18 protein-coding genes are annotated in these 17,757 nt (G+C 58.2%); 14 read left to right on the top strand and 4 right to left on the bottom strand.

Going from position 1 to position 17,757, the window contains the following annotated elements; all coding sequences use genetic code 11:
* Positions 1-26: 26 nt before the first annotated feature.
* Positions 27-530, top strand: coding sequence for a M48 metallopeptidase family protein (locus AC1V0D_RS16175; protein ID WP_009087337.1), 504 nt, complete (start codon positions 27-29; stop codon positions 528-530).
* Here the strand turns inward: AC1V0D_RS16175 and AC1V0D_RS16170 are convergent.
* The gene (locus tag AC1V0D_RS16170) at positions 527-2,215 is read right to left on the bottom strand and encodes a chloride channel protein (protein WP_337025643.1); all 1,689 of its coding nucleotides are present in this window, start codon (positions 2,213-2,215) and stop codon (positions 527-529) included. The two genes, AC1V0D_RS16175 and AC1V0D_RS16170, sit on opposite strands and share 4 nt — an antisense overlap.
* A gap of 146 nt (positions 2,216-2,361) precedes the next feature.
* Here AC1V0D_RS16170 and AC1V0D_RS16165 point away from each other — a divergent pair, with 146 nt between their 5' ends.
* The 3 genes from AC1V0D_RS16165 (at position 2,362) to sstT (ending at position 6,041) form a co-directional block, all read left to right on the top strand.
* Complete coding sequence (locus AC1V0D_RS16165) at positions 2,362-3,348, top strand: Gfo/Idh/MocA family protein (protein WP_482907753.1); 987 nt, start codon at positions 2,362-2,364, stop codon at positions 3,346-3,348.
* Between the two features lie 256 nt (positions 3,349-3,604).
* On the top strand, positions 3,605-4,573 hold the full coding sequence (locus AC1V0D_RS16160; protein ID WP_009087344.1) for a TerC family protein: 969 nt from the start codon (positions 3,605-3,607) through the stop codon (positions 4,571-4,573).
* Positions 4,574-4,808: 235 nt separating this feature from the next.
* Entirely contained in the window at positions 4,809-6,041 is a 1,233-nt protein-coding gene (sstT, locus tag AC1V0D_RS16155) for a serine/threonine transporter SstT (RefSeq protein ID WP_111208118.1), read from the top strand.
* A 187-nt stretch (positions 6,042-6,228) separates the two neighbouring features.
* On the opposite strand, the gene AC1V0D_RS16150 is transcribed toward sstT, so the two are convergent.
* The 3 genes from AC1V0D_RS16150 to uxaC are packed head-to-tail and all read right to left on the bottom strand — an operon-like array spanning position 6,229 to position 10,590.
* Positions 6,229-7,719, bottom strand: coding sequence for a UxaA family hydrolase (locus AC1V0D_RS16150; RefSeq protein WP_476639356.1), 1,491 nt, complete (start codon positions 7,717-7,719; stop codon positions 6,229-6,231).
* Positions 7,703-9,172: a tagaturonate reductase gene (locus tag AC1V0D_RS16145; protein ID WP_482907819.1), complete on the bottom strand. Its 1,470-nt coding sequence runs from the start codon at positions 9,170-9,172 to the stop codon at positions 7,703-7,705. The genes AC1V0D_RS16150 and AC1V0D_RS16145 overlap by 17 nt, the downstream gene beginning before the upstream one ends.
* Positions 9,173-9,174: 2 nt before the next feature.
* The gene (gene uxaC, locus AC1V0D_RS16140) at positions 9,175-10,590 is read right to left on the bottom strand and encodes a glucuronate isomerase (RefSeq protein ID WP_482907752.1); all 1,416 of its coding nucleotides are present in this window, start codon (positions 10,588-10,590) and stop codon (positions 9,175-9,177) included.
* 399 nt (positions 10,591-10,989) lie between these two features.
* On the opposite strand from uxaC, the gene AC1V0D_RS16135 reads away from it, so the two are divergent.
* The 10 genes from AC1V0D_RS16135 to AC1V0D_RS16090 all read left to right on the top strand — a co-directional run bounded on the left by AC1V0D_RS16135 (position 10,990) and on the right by AC1V0D_RS16090 (position 17,754).
* Positions 10,990-12,294 carry an MFS transporter gene (locus AC1V0D_RS16135; RefSeq protein WP_046102587.1) on the top strand — a complete coding sequence of 435 codons (1,305 nt, stop codon included), beginning with the start codon at positions 10,990-10,992 and terminating at the stop codon, positions 12,292-12,294.
* Positions 12,295-12,381: 87 nt separating this feature from the next.
* Positions 12,382-13,158, top strand: a complete 777-nt coding sequence (exuR, locus tag AC1V0D_RS16130; protein ID WP_009087356.1) for a transcriptional regulator ExuR — start codon at positions 12,382-12,384, stop codon at positions 13,156-13,158.
* 321 nt (positions 13,159-13,479) lie between these two features.
* Positions 13,480-14,154, top strand: a complete 675-nt coding sequence (locus AC1V0D_RS16125) for a DedA family protein (RefSeq protein ID WP_009087358.1) — start codon at positions 13,480-13,482, stop codon at positions 14,152-14,154.
* Positions 14,154-14,501 carry an EnvZ/OmpR regulon moderator MzrA gene (gene mzrA / locus AC1V0D_RS16120; RefSeq protein WP_009087359.1) on the top strand — a complete coding sequence of 116 codons (348 nt, stop codon included), beginning with the start codon at positions 14,154-14,156 and terminating at the stop codon, positions 14,499-14,501. The genes AC1V0D_RS16125 and mzrA overlap by 1 nt, the downstream gene beginning before the upstream one ends.
* Positions 14,502-14,692: 191 nt before the next feature.
* Entirely contained in the window at positions 14,693-15,067 is a 375-nt protein-coding gene (locus AC1V0D_RS16115; RefSeq protein ID WP_009087362.1) for a DUF1090 domain-containing protein, read from the top strand.
* A 35-nt stretch (positions 15,068-15,102) separates the two neighbouring features.
* Positions 15,103-15,408: an ElaB/YgaM/YqjD family protein gene (locus AC1V0D_RS16110; RefSeq protein WP_009087364.1), complete on the top strand. Its 306-nt coding sequence runs from the start codon at positions 15,103-15,105 to the stop codon at positions 15,406-15,408.
* 2 nt (positions 15,409-15,410) lie between these two features.
* Positions 15,411-15,806: a phage holin family protein gene (locus AC1V0D_RS16105; RefSeq protein ID WP_082668164.1), complete on the top strand. Its 396-nt coding sequence runs from the start codon at positions 15,411-15,413 to the stop codon at positions 15,804-15,806.
* Complete coding sequence (locus AC1V0D_RS16100; protein ID WP_009087368.1) at positions 15,806-16,090, top strand: YqjK-like family protein; 285 nt, start codon at positions 15,806-15,808, stop codon at positions 16,088-16,090. Before AC1V0D_RS16105 ends, AC1V0D_RS16100 begins: the two co-directional genes overlap by 1 nt.
* Positions 16,091-16,292: 202 nt before the next feature.
* Entirely contained in the window at positions 16,293-16,703 is a 411-nt protein-coding gene (locus tag AC1V0D_RS16095) for a DoxX family protein (RefSeq protein WP_009087370.1), read from the top strand.
* 76 nt (positions 16,704-16,779) lie between these two features.
* Positions 16,780-17,754: a glutathione S-transferase family protein gene (locus tag AC1V0D_RS16090; RefSeq protein WP_325954758.1), complete on the top strand. Its 975-nt coding sequence runs from the start codon at positions 16,780-16,782 to the stop codon at positions 17,752-17,754.
* The last annotated feature ends 3 nt before the right edge of the window (positions 17,755-17,757 follow it).

The following is a 17,757-nucleotide window of genomic DNA, read 5'->3' as shown; positions in this document are numbered from 1 at the left end:
ATACTCTTTTTCGCCTGGAATCCCTAATGTCCTCACTCATCTACCTTCAGGGTTATCCTGCTCCCCTTCTTGAACAGGTGCAGACCCTGATTACCCATCAGCGCTTAGGCGCGTTTCTGCAGGAGCGCTATCCCGATACCCACGATGTCGTGAGCGACAAGGCGCTGTATGACTACACCCAGGCGCTGAAAAACCGCTTTATGCGCAACGCGCCGCCGATCAGTAAGGTGGTGTGGGACAACAAAATTAAAGTGATGAAGCATGCGCTGGGGCTGCACACCGCTATCTCGCGCGTGCAGGGCGGCAAACTGCGGGCAAAAGCGGAAATCCGTATCTCCACCTTTTTCCGCCTCGCGCCGGAGCCTTTTCTGCGCATGATCGTGGTGCATGAGCTGGCTCACCTGAAAGAGAAAGATCACGATAAGGCGTTTTACCAGCTCTGCTGCCATATGGAGCCGGATTACCACCAGCTCGAATTTGATGCGCGGCTCTGGATGACCGACCAGGCGATGCGCGGCAACGCGGCTTAAAGAAACTCCTGCGCTTTCTGGATCAGACTGGTTTTGGTCAGCGCGCCCTGAAAATGGCGCTCAGCGGGGTTGTTCAGCACCGGCAACCGCTCCAGCGTGACGGCGGCAAAGGCTTCCCACCCTTCACGCATGCTCTGGTTCTGATAGATCACCGGGAAATCCTGATCCATCACGCACTGCACCGGCGATTCGAGGGTGATCTCCTGCGCCAGCACCCGGCGTGAAATCTCATGAATGGAGACCACGCCGAGGAAAGCCCCCCCGGCGTTGATCACATAGACGTAGCGTTCGCGCTTCAGCGAACTGACCGCCAGCGCCTGCCCCACCGACGCTTCCGGCTGCAACGCCGCGCCGGGAATAATCAGCTCGGCAATGCGCATGTTATCGAAATCATATTTCGCTTCTGAACGGGTGAAGTGATGGCTTACTACCGGGTAGGTGCTGGCCGATTGCAGCCGATAGACCACCATGGAGGCCAGCACCGTGGCGATCATCAGCGGAAACAGCAGGCTGCTGTTGAGGGTCATCTCCAGCACCATCAGCATCGCCATCAGCGGGGCCTGGCTGACCGCCGCCAGCACCGCCGCCATGCCAATAGCGGCATAGAGCAGCACATTGCCGAGCGGCAGATGCAGCATCGCCCCCAGCGTCGCCAGGATCACGCCGAGCAGCGCGCCAATCAGCAGTGACGGCGTAAACAGCCCGCCGACCGCATTCGAGCCCACCGAGAGGCTGGTGGCAACGGTTTTCAGCAGCAGCAGAAGCAGCAGGCCCGGCAGCAGATAGTGGCCCGCCATCACCTTCACTATCACTTCGTAGCCGTTGCCGAGGATATCGGTTGAGAGCAGTGCCAGTAAGCCCACGGCCACTCCGCCTGCACCGAGGCGCAGCGGCAGGGAGGCGACCCGGCTGAACAGCGCTTTACTGCGGGCAATGCACTTAATCAGCAGCCAGCCCGCCAGCCCGGCGCACAAACCAATCAGCACCGTCATCAGCAGGCTGCTGAGATCCATGGCAAAGTTTGCCTCCGCCAGCGGGTAGAGCGCGCTGCGAAAGCCCAGCGTCCACATGGTCATCACCGCCGTGGCGGAGGCGATAATCAGCGGGATCAGCCGCTGCAGGGCGGAGATGCCGAAGGCGATTTCGGCGACGAAGATCGCCGAAGCCAGCGGCGCATGGTAGACCGAAGAGAGCCCCGCCGCCGCCGCCATCGCCACCACGTCACTGTTTTTCAGATTAAGCGAGGCGGGCAGCAGGCGACCAATCGCGCTGCCGCACAGCGCCGAAAGCTGCACCATCGGCCCCTCTTTCCCTATCGACGCGCCGCTGCCGATACTGGCGATGGAGGACAAGGCGCGGAACAGTGAGGTTCGGGTCGGCACCGCATCGAGCCGGGCATTGATCACCTCAAGATAGTCGGTTTTCACCGTCTGCTGCTGCTCAATGGCGACCGCATAACGCAGAAAAAAGCCCGCCAGCACACCACCAGCCCCCACCAGCAGCGGCCAGAAAATCCACGGCCAGAGCGGCAGTAACCCGCTAATCTCCCCGCTGCGGGCAAACAGCAGATGGTTGATCAGTTCAATCACGCCGCGAAAAGCCAGCGTCACCAGCGATGCGGCACACCCGACCGGAATGGCGATCAGCAGTGTGGTCCAGTTTAATGCGTGCTTACTTGCTTTCACCTGCGCTCCCTGGTTGGTGCCTGACATTCATCGCTCCCGCATAGTATTGGAATCGGGATCGCAGGATCAATCCCTGCCCGCCCCTCCCCATTGCACCGCGCCGGAGAGATGTTACTCTGCCGCTTTACCGCTGCCGGAGAGAAAACGTGATTCGTTTTGCCATTGTGGGAACAAACTGGATAACACGCCAGTTTATTGATGCCGCGCATGAAACCGGCGGGATGCAACTCTGTGCGGTCTATTCGCGCAGTCAGCAGCAGGCGGACGCCTTTATCGCCGACTATCCCTGCCAGGCAACCTTTACCTCGCTGGAGGCCCTGGCCGCCAGCCCGGCGATCGATGCGGTCTATCTTGCCAGCCCTAACGCCCTGCACTGCCAGCAGGCACTGCTGTTTATGTCGCACGGCAAGCATGTCATCTGTGAAAAGCCGCTGGCTTCCAATCTGGCCGAGGCGGAGCAGATGATCGCCTGCGCCCGGGAACATCAGGTGGTGCTGTTTGAGGCGTTCAAAACGGCCAGCCTGCCCAATTTCCTGCATTTAAAAGCGGCGCTGCCCGCCGTGGGGCGGATGCGGAAAGCCCTGCTGAGTTACTGTCAGTATTCATCGCGCTACCCGCGCTATCTCAATGGTGAAAACCCCAACACCTTTGATCCGCGCTGGTCGAACGGCTCAATCATGGATATCGGTTATTACTGCCTGGCCTCGGCGGTGGCACTGTGGGGCGCGCCGCAGCGGGTGCAGGCCAGCGCCACGCTGCTTGAGAGTGGTGTGGACGGACATGGGGTGGTGGTGCTCGACTACGGCGATTTTGACGTGACGATTCTGCACTCGAAAGTCAGTGACTCCAGCCTGCCCAGCGAGATTCAGGGAGAAGCCGGATCGCTGCTTATTGAGAAGTTATCGGAGTGTCAGCAGCTGACCTTTATGCCCCGCGGCGGAGAAAAGCAGGTGTTAAGTCAGCCGCAGCATAGCAACACGATGCGTTATGAGGCGGCCGAATTTGCCCGGCTGGTGGCGCAGCGTCAGGTGGCGCATCCCGGGCTTGCGATCTCACGCACCACGGCGGCACTGCTGACTGAAATCCGTCGACAGACCGGTGTTATCTTCCCGGCCGATCGGGCGGTTGTGTAAATATTTCTAAATATGTCTGCGAGCTGTTGCTTCCTGGGCGGTGAAACCGTAACGTAGCTTTCTGCAAAGGGGAGTAACTTGTAATCTGATTGATCGTCACTACGTTGCGCAAGCATCCGGTCGTCAGGCAACCCGGAATCGATTTCTGTGTTGTAAGTGAGACCTTGCCGGAAGGCGAGGTTTGCTTACACAAAAATAAGCGGCTGATGTCTTCTGACTTCAGCCGTTTTTTTTATTTTTCAGACAGGATACGAATATGCAAACTGTGGGGACACCTTTACTCTGGGGCAGCTTTGCGGTTGTGGTGCTTATCATGCTGGCTATCGACCTGCTGTTGCAGGGACGCCGCGGCGCGCAGACCATGTCTTTTAAACAGGCGGCAATCTGGTCGCTGATCTGGGTTTCCGTCTCACTGCTGTTCAGCGCCGCTTTCTGGTGGTATCTGGAAGGCAGCGCAGGACGCGAAGTGGCTAACACCCAGACACTCGCCTTCCTGACCGGTTATGTGCTGGAAAAAGCACTGGCGGTGGATAACGTCTTTGTCTGGCTGATGCTCTTCAGCTACTTCTCTATTCCGGCCAACCTGCAGCGTCGCGTGCTGATCTACGGTGTATTAGGCGCTATCGTGCTGCGTACCATCATGATCTTCGCCGGTAGCTGGCTGGTGACCCAGTTCAGCTGGATCCTCTATGTGTTCGGTGCCTTCCTGCTGTTTACCGGGGTGAAAATGGCGCTGGCGAAAGAGGATGATGGCGCAGTAGGCGACAAGCCGGTGGTGCGCTGGCTGCGTAAGCATCTGCGCATGACGGACGATCTCGACGGTGAGAAGTTCTTTACCCGCAAAAACGGCGTGCTGTTTGCGACACCGCTGCTGCTGGTGCTGATCATGGTGGAGCTGAGCGACGTGATCTTTGCGGTCGACAGTATTCCGGCGATCTTTGCCGTCACCACCGACCCGTTCATCGTCCTGACCTCCAACCTGTTTGCCATTCTGGGTCTGCGTGCCATGTACTTCCTGCTGGCGAACGTGGCAGAGCGCTTCTCGATGCTGAAGTATGGCCTGGCGATTGTGCTGGTGTTCATCGGCTTTAAGATGCTGATTGTCGACCTCTACCACATCCCGGTCGGCATCTCGCTGAGTGTGGTCGGTCTCATTCTGGCATCAACCCTGCTGATTAATGCCTGGGTTAACCGCAAAAGAGACCAGAAAAAGCTCGCACCATAATTACCTGCGGGGGCAGCGGATGCCCCTGTTTTATTTTGTGGCAGCCTGCCGCGCCATTTCATCCCTCTGTCACACTTCCACTATTCAGCATAATAAAAATCTGACGCGCTCCACAGCGGCAGAACTTTCTCTTTTCTCGTCCGATCTTTTCCTTATACTCCGCCGGGCAAACCGTTTTAGCCGATGCAAAACATCGCGCCTGAAACTACATTCGCGACAAAATATAGAAACTATTATGCAGAAAACTCTCTCCGCACGTCTGGGTACGCTACTCGCCGGTAGCCTGGTGAAGCAAATCATGATTGGGCTGGTCGCCGGTGTCGCGCTCGCCTGGATCTCACACGATGCCGCGTTAGCGGTCGGCCTGCTGGGCGAACTGTTTGTCAGTGCGCTGAAAGCGGTGGCCCCCTTACTGGTTCTGGTGCTGGTCATCGCCTCGATTGCGAACCACCAGCAGGGCCAGAAAACCAATATCCGGCCGATTATCATGCTCTACCTGCTGAGCACCTTTTTCGCGGCAGTGGTCGCGGTGCTGTTCAGCCATCTGATCCCGCAGACGCTGACGCTGGCGGTCGGGAGTACCGAAATCGTTCCCCCTTCCGGCATCACCGAAGTCCTGCACGGGCTGCTGATGAGCATGGTGTCGAATCCGATCACCGCGCTGATGCAGGCGAACTATATCGGTATTCTGGTGTGGGCGATTGGTCTGGGTCTGGCGTTCCGTCACAGCAGTGACACCACCCGCGCCTTTCTTAATGACGCGTCCGAAGCCGTGACCTGGCTGGTGCGCTGCGTCATCCGCTGTGCGCCTGTCGGTATTTTCGGTCTGGTGGCGTCAATTCTGGCCTCCACCGGCTTTGGTGCGCTGTGGCAGTATGCGCATCTGCTGGCGCTGCTGCTGGGCTGTATGGTGCTGATGGCACTGGTGGTTAACCCGCTGCTGGTGTTCTGGAAGATCCGCCGTAACCCTTATCCGCTGGTCTTCACCTGCCTGCGCGAAAGTGGCGTCACCGCCTTCTTTACCCGCAGTTCTGCCGCCAACATTCCGGTGAATATGGCGCTGGCGAAACGTCTGAAGCTGGATGAGGATACCTATTCGGTGTCGATTCCGCTGGGCGCGACCATCAGTATGGCGGGCGCGTCAATCACCATTACCGTGCTGACGCTGGCGGCGGTGCATACGCTGGGGATCAGCATTGATGTGCCGACTGCCATTCTGCTGAGTCTGGTGGCCTCCCTCTGTGCCTGTGGCGCATCGGGTGTGGCGGGCGGTTCGCTGCTACTCATCCCGGTGGCCTGCAACATGTTTGGTATTCCGAATGACCTGGCGATGCAGGTGGTGGCTGTCGGCTTTATTATCGGCGTCCTGCAGGATTCGGCAGAAACCGCGCTGAACTCGTCAACGGATATTCTGTTTACCGCCGCTGTCTGTCAGGCAGAAGCGGAGCGCGAAACCAGCCGGGCTTAAGATCGTTATCACCGTCGGTTAATCCTCTGCCCTTCGCGAATGGCAGAGTCCGATCGCAAAGTCGCTTTACGCATCCCTGCTCGCTCGGCCCGCGCCTTCCCTGGCGCGGGACGCTTTGCTCTTCGGACTCAGCCATCCGCTCTCTGAGCTTTTGAGCGTTCTGAACGATCAGGATCGCTTGTTGATTTCAGAGCGTCACCCCGCTTTTGAAAATCGCCAGCTCGCGGAAGTCGTTCTTTTCGTTGTTGGTGGGCTGACCGCTGGCAATCGCCACGATGGTATCGACAAAATCTTCCAGCATCGCCTCCATGCTCATTCCCTCAATCAGCCGTCCGGCATTAAAGTCGATCCAGTGCGGTTTTTTCTCCGCCAGCGGCGTATTCGTCGCCAGCTTCACCGTAGGCACAAACCCCCCATAGGGCGTGCCGCGTCCGGTACTGAACAGCACCATGTGGCATCCGGCACCCGCCAGGGCGCTGGTGGCGACCGCATCGTTGCCCGGTGCACTCAGCAGATTCAGCCCCGGTGTGGTTAACCGCTCGCCATATTTCAGGACATCGACCACCTGGCTCTGCCCCGCTTTCTGGGTGCACCCCAGCGACTTCTCCTCCAGCGTAGTAATGCCACCCGCCTTGTTGCCCGGCGAGGGATTCTCATAGATCGGCTGCTGGTGATCGATAAAGTACTGCTTGAAGTCGTTGATCATCGCGACCGTTTTAGTGAAGGTCTCCTCGTCGCGACAGCGGCTCATCAGAATCCGTTCTGCGCCAAACATCTCCGGCACCTCGGTCAGCACGGTGGTGCCGCCGTTGGCGATCATCTGGTCGGAGAAACGTCCCAGCAGCGGGTTGGCCGTGATGCCGGAGAAGCCGTCCGAGCCGCCGCACTCCAGCCCGAACTTCAGCTCGCTGAGCCTGCCCGGTTCACGCCGATCGTGACGCATCTTCTGATAGAGCGCATGCAGACGTTCCAGTCCGGCTTCCACCTCATCGTCATGCTGCTGACACACCATAAATTCCACCCGATCACTTTCAAAAGCACCGAGGGTGTCACGGAAGACATCGACCTGATTGTTCTCACACCCCAGACCAATCACCAGCACCGCGCCCGCGTTGGGATGCCGCACCATGTTTTGCAGCATGGTGCGGGTGTTGTCGTGATCCTGCCCCAGCTGCGAGCAGCCAAAGGTGTGGCTGAACAGGAACGCGCCATCAATATCTTCCGCCTGCTGCGTCTCCTGCAGGAAACGCTGCAGGATCTGACGCGCAATGCCGTTGACGCAGCCGACGGTGGGCAGGATCCACAGCTCGTTGCGGATGCCGACCTCGCCACTGGCGCGCCGGTAGATCTGCACCTCCCGATCGCCACGCTGCGGCGGCAGCGTCACGAAGTCGGGCTGATAAGCATAGTGGTCCAGATCGCTGAGATTGGTGCGGGCATTCTGTGAATGAATCAGCTCTCCGGCCGCCACCGGCTGCGTGGCATGGCCAATCGGCAGGCCATATTTGATCACTGGCTCATTCTGCCCGACAGGCTGCAGGGCAAATTTATGCCCGCGCCCGACGGCCTGATGCAGCACCACACGCTGTGGTGGCAGCTCAACCGTCGCGCCCGCGTCTAAGTCACGTAACGCCACGGCGACATTGTCGCGGGGATCGATTTTAATTGCGTCTTGCATCGCATGACCTCAGTTGACTCAGCGCCTCACGAACGCCGTGGACGGTAATGTTTTGCAGGTGCCGGGTAACCGTCTCAGCCAGCCCGGGCTGACGGGTTAAATCTTCGCCCCAGTGCTGCGCATCGCTTAGCACGTTCTCCACCAGCTGCTGCAGCGACATCGCGCCGCGCTCCTGCGCCTGCCAGGCATCGGCATAGCGCTGTAACCAGTGGGGATCATCCTGCAGCGGCCACGCTTTTCCGGCCAGCTCGCCGCGATAAAAGGCGATCAGCGCCGCCAGCGCAAAGGTAATGTGCACCGGCCACTGCCCGGTTTGCTGATGTGCGGTAAGCAGCGGCGTCAGCAGGCGGGTGCGGAATTTGGTCATGCTGTTCAGGGCAATCGACAGCAGCGCATGGCGAATAAAGGGATTACGGAAACGGCGCAGAACCGCATCGGCAAAGGCATGAAGCTCCGCAGCAGGCAGATCCAGTGTTGGGATGACATCCTCGCGCAGTAACGCCGCCACAAACCCGGCAATAGCCGGATCGGCCATCGCCTCGCCCACGCTCTCCAGACCGGCCAGAAACGCCACCGGCACCATCGCGGTATGGGCACCATTCAGGATCGCCACCTTCTGCGCTTTATAGGGCGCGATGTTGTCCACATGCCGCACATGCGGGGACAGCGCCTCCAGCTTCAGTTCACTGAACAGCGCCGACGGCCCCTGAATCACAAACTGGTAGTAGACTTCGCCCGCCACCAGATAGCGATCTTCATAGCCCAGCTCGCTTTGCAGCTGCTCACTCTCCGCCGGGAACCCGGTGACGATGCGGTCGACGAGGGTGTTATAGAAAGCGCAGTGCTGATGCACCCAGCTTTTAAATTCGGTCGGCAAATGCCAGTGATCGGCGTAGCGCAGCACCTGCTCACGCAGCGTGTCGCCGTTGTGGTCAATCAGCTCGCACGGCACCACCAGCCAGCCGCGGTCGCTGGCCCCACTGAAGTGGGAGTAGCGCGCCCACAGCAGCTGCGTCAGTTTACCCGGGAAGCTGCTGGCGGGCTGGTCGGTGAGCTGGTCCGCCTCCGCAAAGGCGATACCCGCCTCGGTGGTGTTCGAGAAAACCATGCGCAGGTCAGGATTTTGCGCCAGCGCCATAAAGTCGCCGAACTGCTGATAAGGGTGGATCTCACGGTTCAGACTGCGGATGAGGCGGGTTTCACTGACCGGCTCACCCTGCGCGTTCAGCCCGCGAATCAGCGTGGTGTAGAGTCCCTCCTGCTGATTCAGCGTATCGCTGACGTCCCGGTTGCGAGGCCGCACCACCACGATCCCGGCATCAGTGCCCTGATGCTCGTTCAGCCAGTCGATCTGCCAGTCGATAAAGGCGCGCAGGAAATTGCCTTCGCCAAACTGGATCACCCGGTCGCGATAGCGCGCGCCCGGAAAGTCGCGGCGGTTCAGCCTCTGCATCATCAGGCTCCCAGCTCAATGCCGAAGTAATCGCGGGCGTTGTTAAAGCAGATGTTCTGCACCATCTGCCCTAACAGGGCTTCATCGCCCGGCGCCTCACCCTGCTCTACCCAGCGACCGATCATCTGACACAGCAGGCGGCGGAAATATTCGTGGCGGGTGTAGGAGAGGAAGCTGCGGCTGTCGGTCAGCATCCCGACAAAGCGACTCAGCAGTCCGATCTGCGACAGCTGGGTCAGCTGGCGCTGCATGCCATCCAGCTGGTCGTTGAACCACCAGGCGGAGCCGAACTGCATTTTGCCCGCCTCTCCTTCGCCCTGGAAGTTGCCCGCCATCGTAGCCAGCACTTCGTTGTCGCGCGGGTTCAGGCAGTAAAGAATGGTTTTCGGCAGCGCGTTATTGAGGTTCTGTGCGCCCAGCAGGCGTGCCAGCGGTTCGGCCAGCGGCTGATCGTTGATCGAGTCAAAGCCGACGTCCGGCCCCAGCAGCTGATACTGACGCGGGTTCGTGTTGCGCAGCGCGCCAATGTGATACTGCTGCACCCAGCCGCGACGGGCATATTCGCTGCCCAGCCAGACCAGCACTGCGGTTTTGAACTGTGCCGTCTCGTGTGGCGTAGGCGTGGTGCCGCTGCGGCGGCGCGCCAGAATGTTATCCAGCGTGACGTCATCGGCGTCGGCATAACAGACCACATCCAGCGCGTGATCGGACACCTTACAGCCGTGCGCCGCAAAGTGATCCAGCCGCTGATACAGCGCCCGGCGCAGGTCATCAAAACGCTGCACGCTGATGTCGGTCAGCTGCTCCAGCGCACCGATCCACGGCAGGAAGGTTTCGGCTTCAATGTTAAAGGCTTTATCCGGCCGCCAGCTCGGCAGCACCTTCACGCTGAAGCTGGCATCTTCTGCCAGGGCGCGATGATGGCGCAGGTCATCCAGCGGATCGTCCGTGGTGCCGACCATTTTCACCTTCATCTGCTGCATGATGCCACGCGCGGTAAAGGCGTCCTGCGCCAGCAGCTCGTTGCAGCGATGCCAGATGCTGTCGGCGGTTTTTTCAGACAGCAGGGTATCGGTGATGCCGAAAGGACGACGTAGCTCCAGGTGCGTCCAGTGATAGAGCGGATTGCCGATGGTGTGCGGTACGGTCCTTGCCCACGCATCAAACTTCTCGCGGTCGCTGGCGTTACCGGTACAGAACGCCTCAGCCACACCGTTGGCGCGCATCGCCCGCCACTTGTAGTGATCGCCCTTCAGCCAGATGTCATAAAGGTTGGCGAAGCGATAATTTTCGGCAATCTGCTGCGTCGGTAAGTGGCAGTGATAGTCGAAAATCGGCTGATCCTTCGCATAGTCGTGGTAGAGACGACGGGCGAATTCACTATCCAGTAAAAAATCCTCGGTCATAAAACGCGACATAGAGACATCCTCATCAGCTGAACCACGTATGGCTCAAAGTTATCATACCAATTCTGGTTCGTGACGGAATTATTTGCGATCCTGCTCACATAAACCGCTGCCACTCACCGCCGTCATGGACATTTCTGTCGCCCACAGCGCGCTAAATGGCTGTCATCTGTCAGGTTTCCAGTATCCCACAGCGCAGAAAGGGTTTTTGTGATGGCTCTCAACTTTTAAAGTTGTATAACAAGTTAGGCTCTGGCCCCATCGTGAGGTCGCAGACGACCCACACATGGCAGGGTAAAAACGGGGTTGCTGACACAGAACCTGCGGGCGTGAGCCGAGCAGTATCACGTGCTGTCCCGCTCCAGATAACAACAGCGGCATGACCGCATACAGAACTGGAAGAGGTAGAGGATGCGTAAGATCAAAGGGTTACGCTGGTACATGATTGGGCTGGTGACGCTCGGCACGGTACTAGGCTATCTGACCCGCAACACGATTGCGGTGGCGGCACCGACACTACAGACCGAGCTGCATATCACCACGCAACAGTACTCCTATATCGTGGCGGCCTACTCGGCCTGCTACACACTGATGCAGCCGGTGGCAGGCTATGTGCTCGATCTGCTCGGCACCAAAATTGGCTATGCGGTGTTTGCCGTGCTGTGGGCGATCTTCTGCGCGGCCACGGCGATGGCGGGCAGCTGGGGCGGCTTTGCTCTGGCGCGCGGCGCCGTCGGGGCGGCTGAGGCCGCGATGATCCCGGCGGGCCTGAAGGCGAGCAGCGAATGGTTTCCGGCAAAAGAGCGTTCGGTGGCGGTCGGCTACTTCAACGTCGGCTCCTCCATCGGCGCGATGCTGGCTCCTCCGCTGGTGGTCTGGGCCATCATGGCGCACAGCTGGCAGATGGCGTTTATCATCACCGGCGTGCTGAGCATGGTCTGGGCGCTGTGCTGGCTGCTGTTTTATAAACACCCGAAACAGCAGAAGAAACTGAGTGAGGAGGAGCGCCATTACATTATCTCCGGTCAGGAGGCGCAGCATCAGACCGGCAACACCCGCAAAATGTCGGCGCTGGAGATTATCCGCAACCGCCAGTTCTGGGGGATTGCCCTGCCACGTTTTCTGGCCGAACCGGCGTGGGGCACCTTTAACGCCTGGATCCCGCTGTTCATGTTCAAGGTTTACGGTTTTAACCTCAAAGAGATTGCGATGTTCGCCTGGATGCCGATGCTGTTTGCGGATTTCGGCTGCATTCTGGGTGGCTACCTGCCGCCGCTGTTCCAGCGCTGGTTTGGCGTCAACCTGATCGTCTCCCGCAAGCTGGTGGTGACGATGGGCGCGGTCCTGATGATTGCGCCTGGCACCATCGGCCTGTTCACCAGCCCCTATGTCGCCATCGCGCTGCTCTGTGTGGGCGGGTTTGCTCATCAGGCGCTTTCCGGTGCGCTGATTACCCTCTCCTCTGACGTTTTTGGCCGCAATGAGGTTGCCACGGCCAATGGCCTGACCGGCATGGCAGCCTGGACCGCCAGTACGATGTTTGCGCTGGTGGTCGGCGCACTGGCTGATACGCTGGGCTTCAGCCCGCTGTTTGCCGCGCTGGCGGTGTTCGACCTGCTGGGTGCGGTGGTGATCTGGACCGTCCTGAAAAACAAACCGGTTGCTGAACTGACCGCTGAGGCCGCCCTGCCGCCTGCGAATGCCGTTCGCAGCTAACCCATCGGGCTGGCATACGCCAGCCCATTTCCTCCCGCCGCCTGAAGTGGTATAACAACTTATCTGTTTTGCTATCAGGACTGTGCCATGGACCTCACCGAATCCCGTCGACTCTACCAGAAGCTGGCCAGCGAGCTGAAAAGCCGTATTGAAACCGGGATCTACCCGGTCGGTGACAAGCTGCCCGCTGAACGTCTGATTGCCGAAGAGATGGAAGTGAGCCGCACCGTGGTGCGCGAAGCGATCATCATGCTGGAAGTGGAAGGCTATGTGGAGGTCCGTAAAGGGTCGGGCATCCACGTCATTGCCAGCCAGCAGCAGAATCGCATCGCGCCGACCAGCAGCCAGCTGGAGTTCGCGACGTTCGGTCCGTTTGAACTGCTGCAGGCACGTCAGCTGATTGAGAGTAACGTGGCGGAGTTTGCCGCCACGCAGGTGACGCGACAGGACATCATCGACCTGATGGCGATTCAGGAGAATGCCCGTAAGGAAGACCACTTCCGCGATTCAGAGTGGGATATGCAGTTTCATGTCCGCATCGCCCAGTCCACGCAGAACAGCGCGTTAGCCGCCATCGTTGAAAAAATGTGGCTGCATCGTCAGCACAATCCCTACTGGCTGAAACTTCACGAACACATCGACCAGCGCAGCATTCTCAGCTGGTGCGACGACCACGATCAGATCCTCAAAGCCCTGATGCGTAAAGATCCCGCCGCCAGCAAACTGGCGATGTGGCAACATCTGGAAAATACTAAACAGATGCTGTTTAACGCGACGGCGGATGATTTTGAATTTAATGTCGACCGATACATGTTCGGTGAGAATCCGGTCATCCTTCCTGACGGCTCCAGCCACGCCCGCTAAACAGCCTGAACGCGCCGGTGAGGGTCAGTTAATCTGCAATAGTGTCAGGTCATGTAAAGCTCCTTTTTACACGCCGTTTCACAAGGTAAAACTCCTGTTCATCAGCGAGTTTTCCTGTCTCAGACAGGTGATTTTTGTTACAGTTATCGCCCTTTTATTACCCTTTGAGACAGGGGGTTATAAAATCGCTGATTTAACAATCAATTCTGGAAGGATCCGGAAAATCCCGCCCAGGCTGCGCTCCTAAAATTTATAACGACATGCCGGTCTGCGTTTAAGTCCCTGTGGGACATGTTTAACAATGATGTTCAGGAATGATTGATGGATATTCTGCAAGCGTTGCTGCATGCCCTGTGGCAACAGGATTACGAGACCCTTTCCGACCCCACGCTGGTATGGGCCATTTACGGCGTGCTGTTCATGATTCTGTTTCTGGAAAATGGCCTGCTTCCTGCCGCGTTTCTGCCGGGTGACAGTCTGCTGATTCTGGTCGGCGTGCTGATTGCCAAAGGCACCATGAGTTTCCCCTTAACGATTCTGGTTTTAACCACCGGGGCCAGTCTGGGCTGCTGGGTGAGCTATATCCAGGGTCGCTGGCTCGGCAATACCCCCACGGTACAGAAATGGCTCTCCCATCTGCCCGCCCAGTATCACCTGCGCGCGCACAGCCTGTTTCACCGCCACGGCCTCTCTGCCCTACTGATTGGCCGCTTTATCGCCTTTGTGCGCACCCTGCTGCCTACCATCGCCGGCCTGTCCGGTCTGAGCAACGCCCGCTTTCAGTTTTTCAACTGGGTCAGCGCGCTGCTCTGGGTGGTGATTCTGACCGTTATCGGCTTTGCACTGGGTAAAACACCGATTTTCCGGCGCTATGAAGATGAGATGATGTTCTTCCTGATGATGCTGCCGCTGGCGCTGCTGGTCTTCGGGCTGGTAGGTTCGCTGGTCGTTTTATGGCGTAAACGTCAGGCGAATCAGAACGGGAAAGCCGAGTGATGAAAGCGTTGCAGGCGATTCCAAAACGGTGGATGCCGTGGTTGATGGCGGGCGCGCTGGCGCTGATCGCGCTTTGCGTGGTTCCCGCCCTGATGCAGCACGAGACGGTGGTGCAGATCCGGGTTTCCCATGCGGGTGCGACTCTGCCCGATGGCTTTTATCTCTATCAGCAGCTCAGCGCGCAGGGTATCCGTATCAAAAGCATTACCCCAGCGGGCGATGCACTGATTATTCACTTTGACAGCGAAGAACAGAGTCTGGCGGCACAAAAGGTGTTACGCCGCCTGCTGCCACAGGGCTTTATCGTGGCGCAGCACGATCACGCTCAGCACCTTTCCCTGGCCTGATACGCCCCATCCCTGCTTTTCAGGCCGTCGCGGCATCGCGTGGCGGCCTGACAGACTCTCTATCTCCCGGTCTTCTTTGAACTTTTTACGTTGCGTGTCTATGCTTAACGGAGAGTCGATTCTCAGCATCCGCGATTTGCCTATGATCCCGCTGCTGAACAATCAGGTCGCAAAGGAAGGTACCCAAACGGATGAAATATCACCTATTACTGGGCGTCGCCCTCTTTTCGCTGTCTGGCTCACTGCTGGCCGCCGAATCGCTGTGCGAGCAGAAAGAGCAGGACATTAAGCACGAAATTGAGATGGCGCAGAAGCATAACAATCTGCGCCGGGTCAACGGCCTTGAGCGGGCGCTGACCGAAGTCCAGGCGGACTGCAGCGACAAAAAGCTGGAAGCCGCCCATCTGGAAAGAATTAACGCGCAGAAGCAGAAAGTGGCTGAGCGCGAGCACGAACTCAGGGAAGAGCGTGATGAGGGCCACGACAGGGAGAAGATTGCGAAGCGACAACAAAAACTGGATGAAGCGCGCCGGGAGCTGAAAAAGTTACAGGCGGAGCCCTATTAATCGGAATTAATCTACTGATGTTAAAGGAGTATTTTATGTCTAAAGACACATCATCGGAACATCTGCGTGCTGAACTGAAAAATCTGGCTGATACCCTGGAAGAGGTGCTTAGCAGCAGCACTGAAAAATCGAAAGGGGAGCTGGATAAGCTTCGTAATAAAGCGCGTGTGGCGCTGGACAGCTCACGTGAGCGCCTGGGTGAATCAGGCGAACGCCTTGCGGCGACAACCCGCGAAGCGGCGCAGAAGGCGGAAGGCTACGTGCGTGAAAATCCCTGGCATGGTGTGGGTATCGGTGCAGCGATTGGCGTCGCACTGGGCATGCTCATTTCGCGTCGCTGATTATGGCTGATTCACAGCAGAACCACGGCCCGGCTAAAGGGGTCATTAACATCGGCCAGCGTATTGTCACCACGCTGGTTGGCATGGTCGAGACGCGCGTTCGTCTGGCAGTGGTGGAACTGGAGCATGAGAAAGCCAACCTGATACAGCTGCTGTTAATGGTGGGCCTGACGATGCTGTTCACGGCGTTTGGTCTGATGAGCCTGATGGTGCTGATTATCTGGGCAGTGGATGCGCAGTATCGCCTGATGGCCATCGGGATCACCACCGGAACCCTGTTCCTGCTGGCGGTTGTCTTCGGACTCTGGACCCTTCACAAATCCCGTCAGTCCACGCTGTTACGCCACACGCGTAAAGAGCTGGAGACTGACCGTAATTTGCTTGAGGAGCAGCGCTGATGAGCCGCCGCGAGCGTGAAGAACGCATCCATGAACTGCTTAAGCATGTGCAGCAGCAGCGGCTGGATTTAAGCGCGGCGCGGCGCGACTGGCTGGAAAGTACCGCCCAGTACGATCGTGGCTGGTTCACGTTCCTGAGCTTACGTCGCTATCTGGCGATTGGCAGCAGCGCGCTGGCCGTCTACTCGATTCGCAGTCCCAACCGGCTGCTGCGCTGGGCCAAGCGAGGATTTGGTGCCTGGAGTACCTGGCGCATGATTAAGTCCGCCCTGCCTCCGCGTTAACTCTCTGAAAAGCCGGTCCTGAAAAGACCGGCTTTCTTCATCAGTTTTTCTGAAAAACACTGACAGTTTTTCCTGCTTACAACCTTTTCACGCCGCGATTATCATCTCCAGCTATCAACCCAATGAAAAGCATCACTGTTTTCAGCGGGCACAAACCCTGCGGGCAGCCTGCCCTGCACTACTGATAACGCTGGAGTAAATGATGAAAAAATTCGAAGATACTGGTCTGTTACTGGCTCGCATCCTGATGCCAATCCTGTTCATTACCGCGGGCTGGGGCAAAATCACCGGTTATGCAGGCACCCAGCAATATATGGAAGCGATGGGCGTGCCCGGCTTTATGCTGCCGCTGGTTATCCTGCTGGAGTTTGGCGGCGGTCTGGCTATCCTGTTTGGTTTCCTGACCCGTTTCACCGCGCTGTTCACTGCCGGCTTCACCATCCTGACCGCGTTCCTGTTTCACAGTAACTTTGCCGAAGGCGTGAACCAGCTGATGTTCATGAAGAACCTCTCTATCGCCGGGGGTTTCCTGGTGCTGGGTCTGGTGGGTCCGGGCGCATACAGCATTGATCGCCTGATCAGCAAAAGAAAACCGCAGGCGATTGCGCACTAATCTCACATAACGTGTAATGCCACATATACTTAGCAGGGCGGGGACATTTCCCCGCCCTGTTTGCTTTGGAGCCATTATGGGACAGCTAATTGATGGTGTCTGGCATGACACCTGGTACGACACCAAATCGACCGGCGGACGCTTTAAGCGCTCAGAGTCCGCCTTCCGCAACTGGGTGACCGCCGATGGCAGCGCAGGCCCGACAGGCAAAGCGGGGTTTACCGCCGAACGCGACCGCTATCATCTCTATGTCTCGCTGGCCTGCCCCTGGGCGCACCGCACGCTGCTGATGCGTCAGCTGAAGGGGCTGGATAACCTGATCGACGTCTCGGTGGTGCATCCACTGATGCTGGAGAATGGCTGGACGTTTGACGATACGTTCCCGGAGGCAACCGGCGACAAACTCTATCAGAATGACTTCCTCTATCAGCTCTATCTGCACGCCGATCCGCACTACAGCGGTCGCGTCACGGTGCCGGTGCTGTGGGACAAGCAGCAGAACACCATCGTCAGCAACGAGTCTGCCGATATCATTCGCATGTTCAACAGTGCGTTTGATGCGGTGGGTGCGCGCGCCGGGGATTACTACCCGGTTGCCCTGCGTGAGAAGATTGATGAGCTGAACGGCTGGATCTACGATACGGTGAACAACGGCGTCTACAAAACGGGGTTTGCGACCTCACAGAGCGCCTATGACGAGGCCGTCACCGCCCTGTTCCACTCGCTGTCGCGCCTGGAGCAGATTCTGGGCCAGCACCGCTATCTGACCGGCGATCAGCTGACCGAAGCGGATCTGCGGTTGTGGACCACGCTGGTGCGTTTTGATCCGGTTTACGTCACGCATTTCAAATGCGATCGTCACCGGATTGGTGATTTCCGGAATCTCAGCGGTTTCCTGCGCGACATCTATCAGATGCCGGGCATTGCGGAGACGGTCAGTCTGCCGCATATTCGTCATCACTACTACTGCAGCCATAAAACCATCAACCCGCACGGCGTTATCTCTCTCGGCCCGGCGTTTGACTGGGATGAGCCGCACGGTCGCGATTAAGCG

Source organism: Pantoea sp. PA1 (assembly GCF_056856975.1).
Note: the sequence above shows the minus strand (reverse complement) of the source record. Positions and strands in the feature narration are given on the sequence as shown.

What these genes read in the sequence shown, in the direction of transcription:
- AC1V0D_RS16135 (WP_046102587.1), top strand. Translation starts at nt 10,990, where the DNA reads ATGCGTAAGATCAAAGGGTTACGCTGGTACATGATTGGGCTGGTGACG.
- sstT (WP_111208118.1), top strand. Translation starts at nt 4,809, where the DNA reads ATGCAGAAAACTCTCTCCGCACGTCTGGGTACGCTACTCGCCGGTAGC.
- AC1V0D_RS16160 (WP_009087344.1), top strand. Translation starts at nt 3,605, where the DNA reads ATGCAAACTGTGGGGACACCTTTACTCTGGGGCAGCTTTGCGGTTGTG.
- mzrA (WP_009087359.1), top strand. Translation starts at nt 14,154, where the DNA reads ATGAAAGCGTTGCAGGCGATTCCAAAACGGTGGATGCCGTGGTTGATG.
- AC1V0D_RS16125 (WP_009087358.1), top strand. Translation starts at nt 13,480, where the DNA reads ATGGATATTCTGCAAGCGTTGCTGCATGCCCTGTGGCAACAGGATTAC.
- AC1V0D_RS16090 (WP_325954758.1), top strand. Translation starts at nt 16,780, where the DNA reads ATGGGACAGCTAATTGATGGTGTCTGGCATGACACCTGGTACGACACC.
- AC1V0D_RS16110 (WP_009087364.1), top strand. Translation starts at nt 15,103, where the DNA reads ATGTCTAAAGACACATCATCGGAACATCTGCGTGCTGAACTGAAAAAT.
- AC1V0D_RS16145 (WP_482907819.1), bottom strand. Translation starts at nt 9,172, where the DNA reads ATGCAGAGGCTGAACCGCCGCGACTTTCCGGGCGCGCGCTATCGCGAC.
- exuR (WP_009087356.1), top strand. Translation starts at nt 12,382, where the DNA reads ATGGACCTCACCGAATCCCGTCGACTCTACCAGAAGCTGGCCAGCGAG.
- AC1V0D_RS16115 (WP_009087362.1), top strand. Translation starts at nt 14,693, where the DNA reads ATGAAATATCACCTATTACTGGGCGTCGCCCTCTTTTCGCTGTCTGGC.
- AC1V0D_RS16105 (WP_082668164.1), top strand. Translation starts at nt 15,411, where the DNA reads ATGGCTGATTCACAGCAGAACCACGGCCCGGCTAAAGGGGTCATTAAC.
- uxaC (WP_482907752.1), bottom strand. Translation starts at nt 10,590, where the DNA reads ATGTCGCGTTTTATGACCGAGGATTTTTTACTGGATAGTGAATTCGCC.
- AC1V0D_RS16100 (WP_009087368.1), top strand. Translation starts at nt 15,806, where the DNA reads ATGAGCCGCCGCGAGCGTGAAGAACGCATCCATGAACTGCTTAAGCAT.
- AC1V0D_RS16175 (WP_009087337.1), top strand. Translation starts at nt 27, where the DNA reads ATGTCCTCACTCATCTACCTTCAGGGTTATCCTGCTCCCCTTCTTGAA.
- AC1V0D_RS16150 (WP_476639356.1), bottom strand. Translation starts at nt 7,719, where the DNA reads ATGCAAGACGCAATTAAAATCGATCCCCGCGACAATGTCGCCGTGGCG.
- AC1V0D_RS16095 (WP_009087370.1), top strand. Translation starts at nt 16,293, where the DNA reads ATGAAAAAATTCGAAGATACTGGTCTGTTACTGGCTCGCATCCTGATG.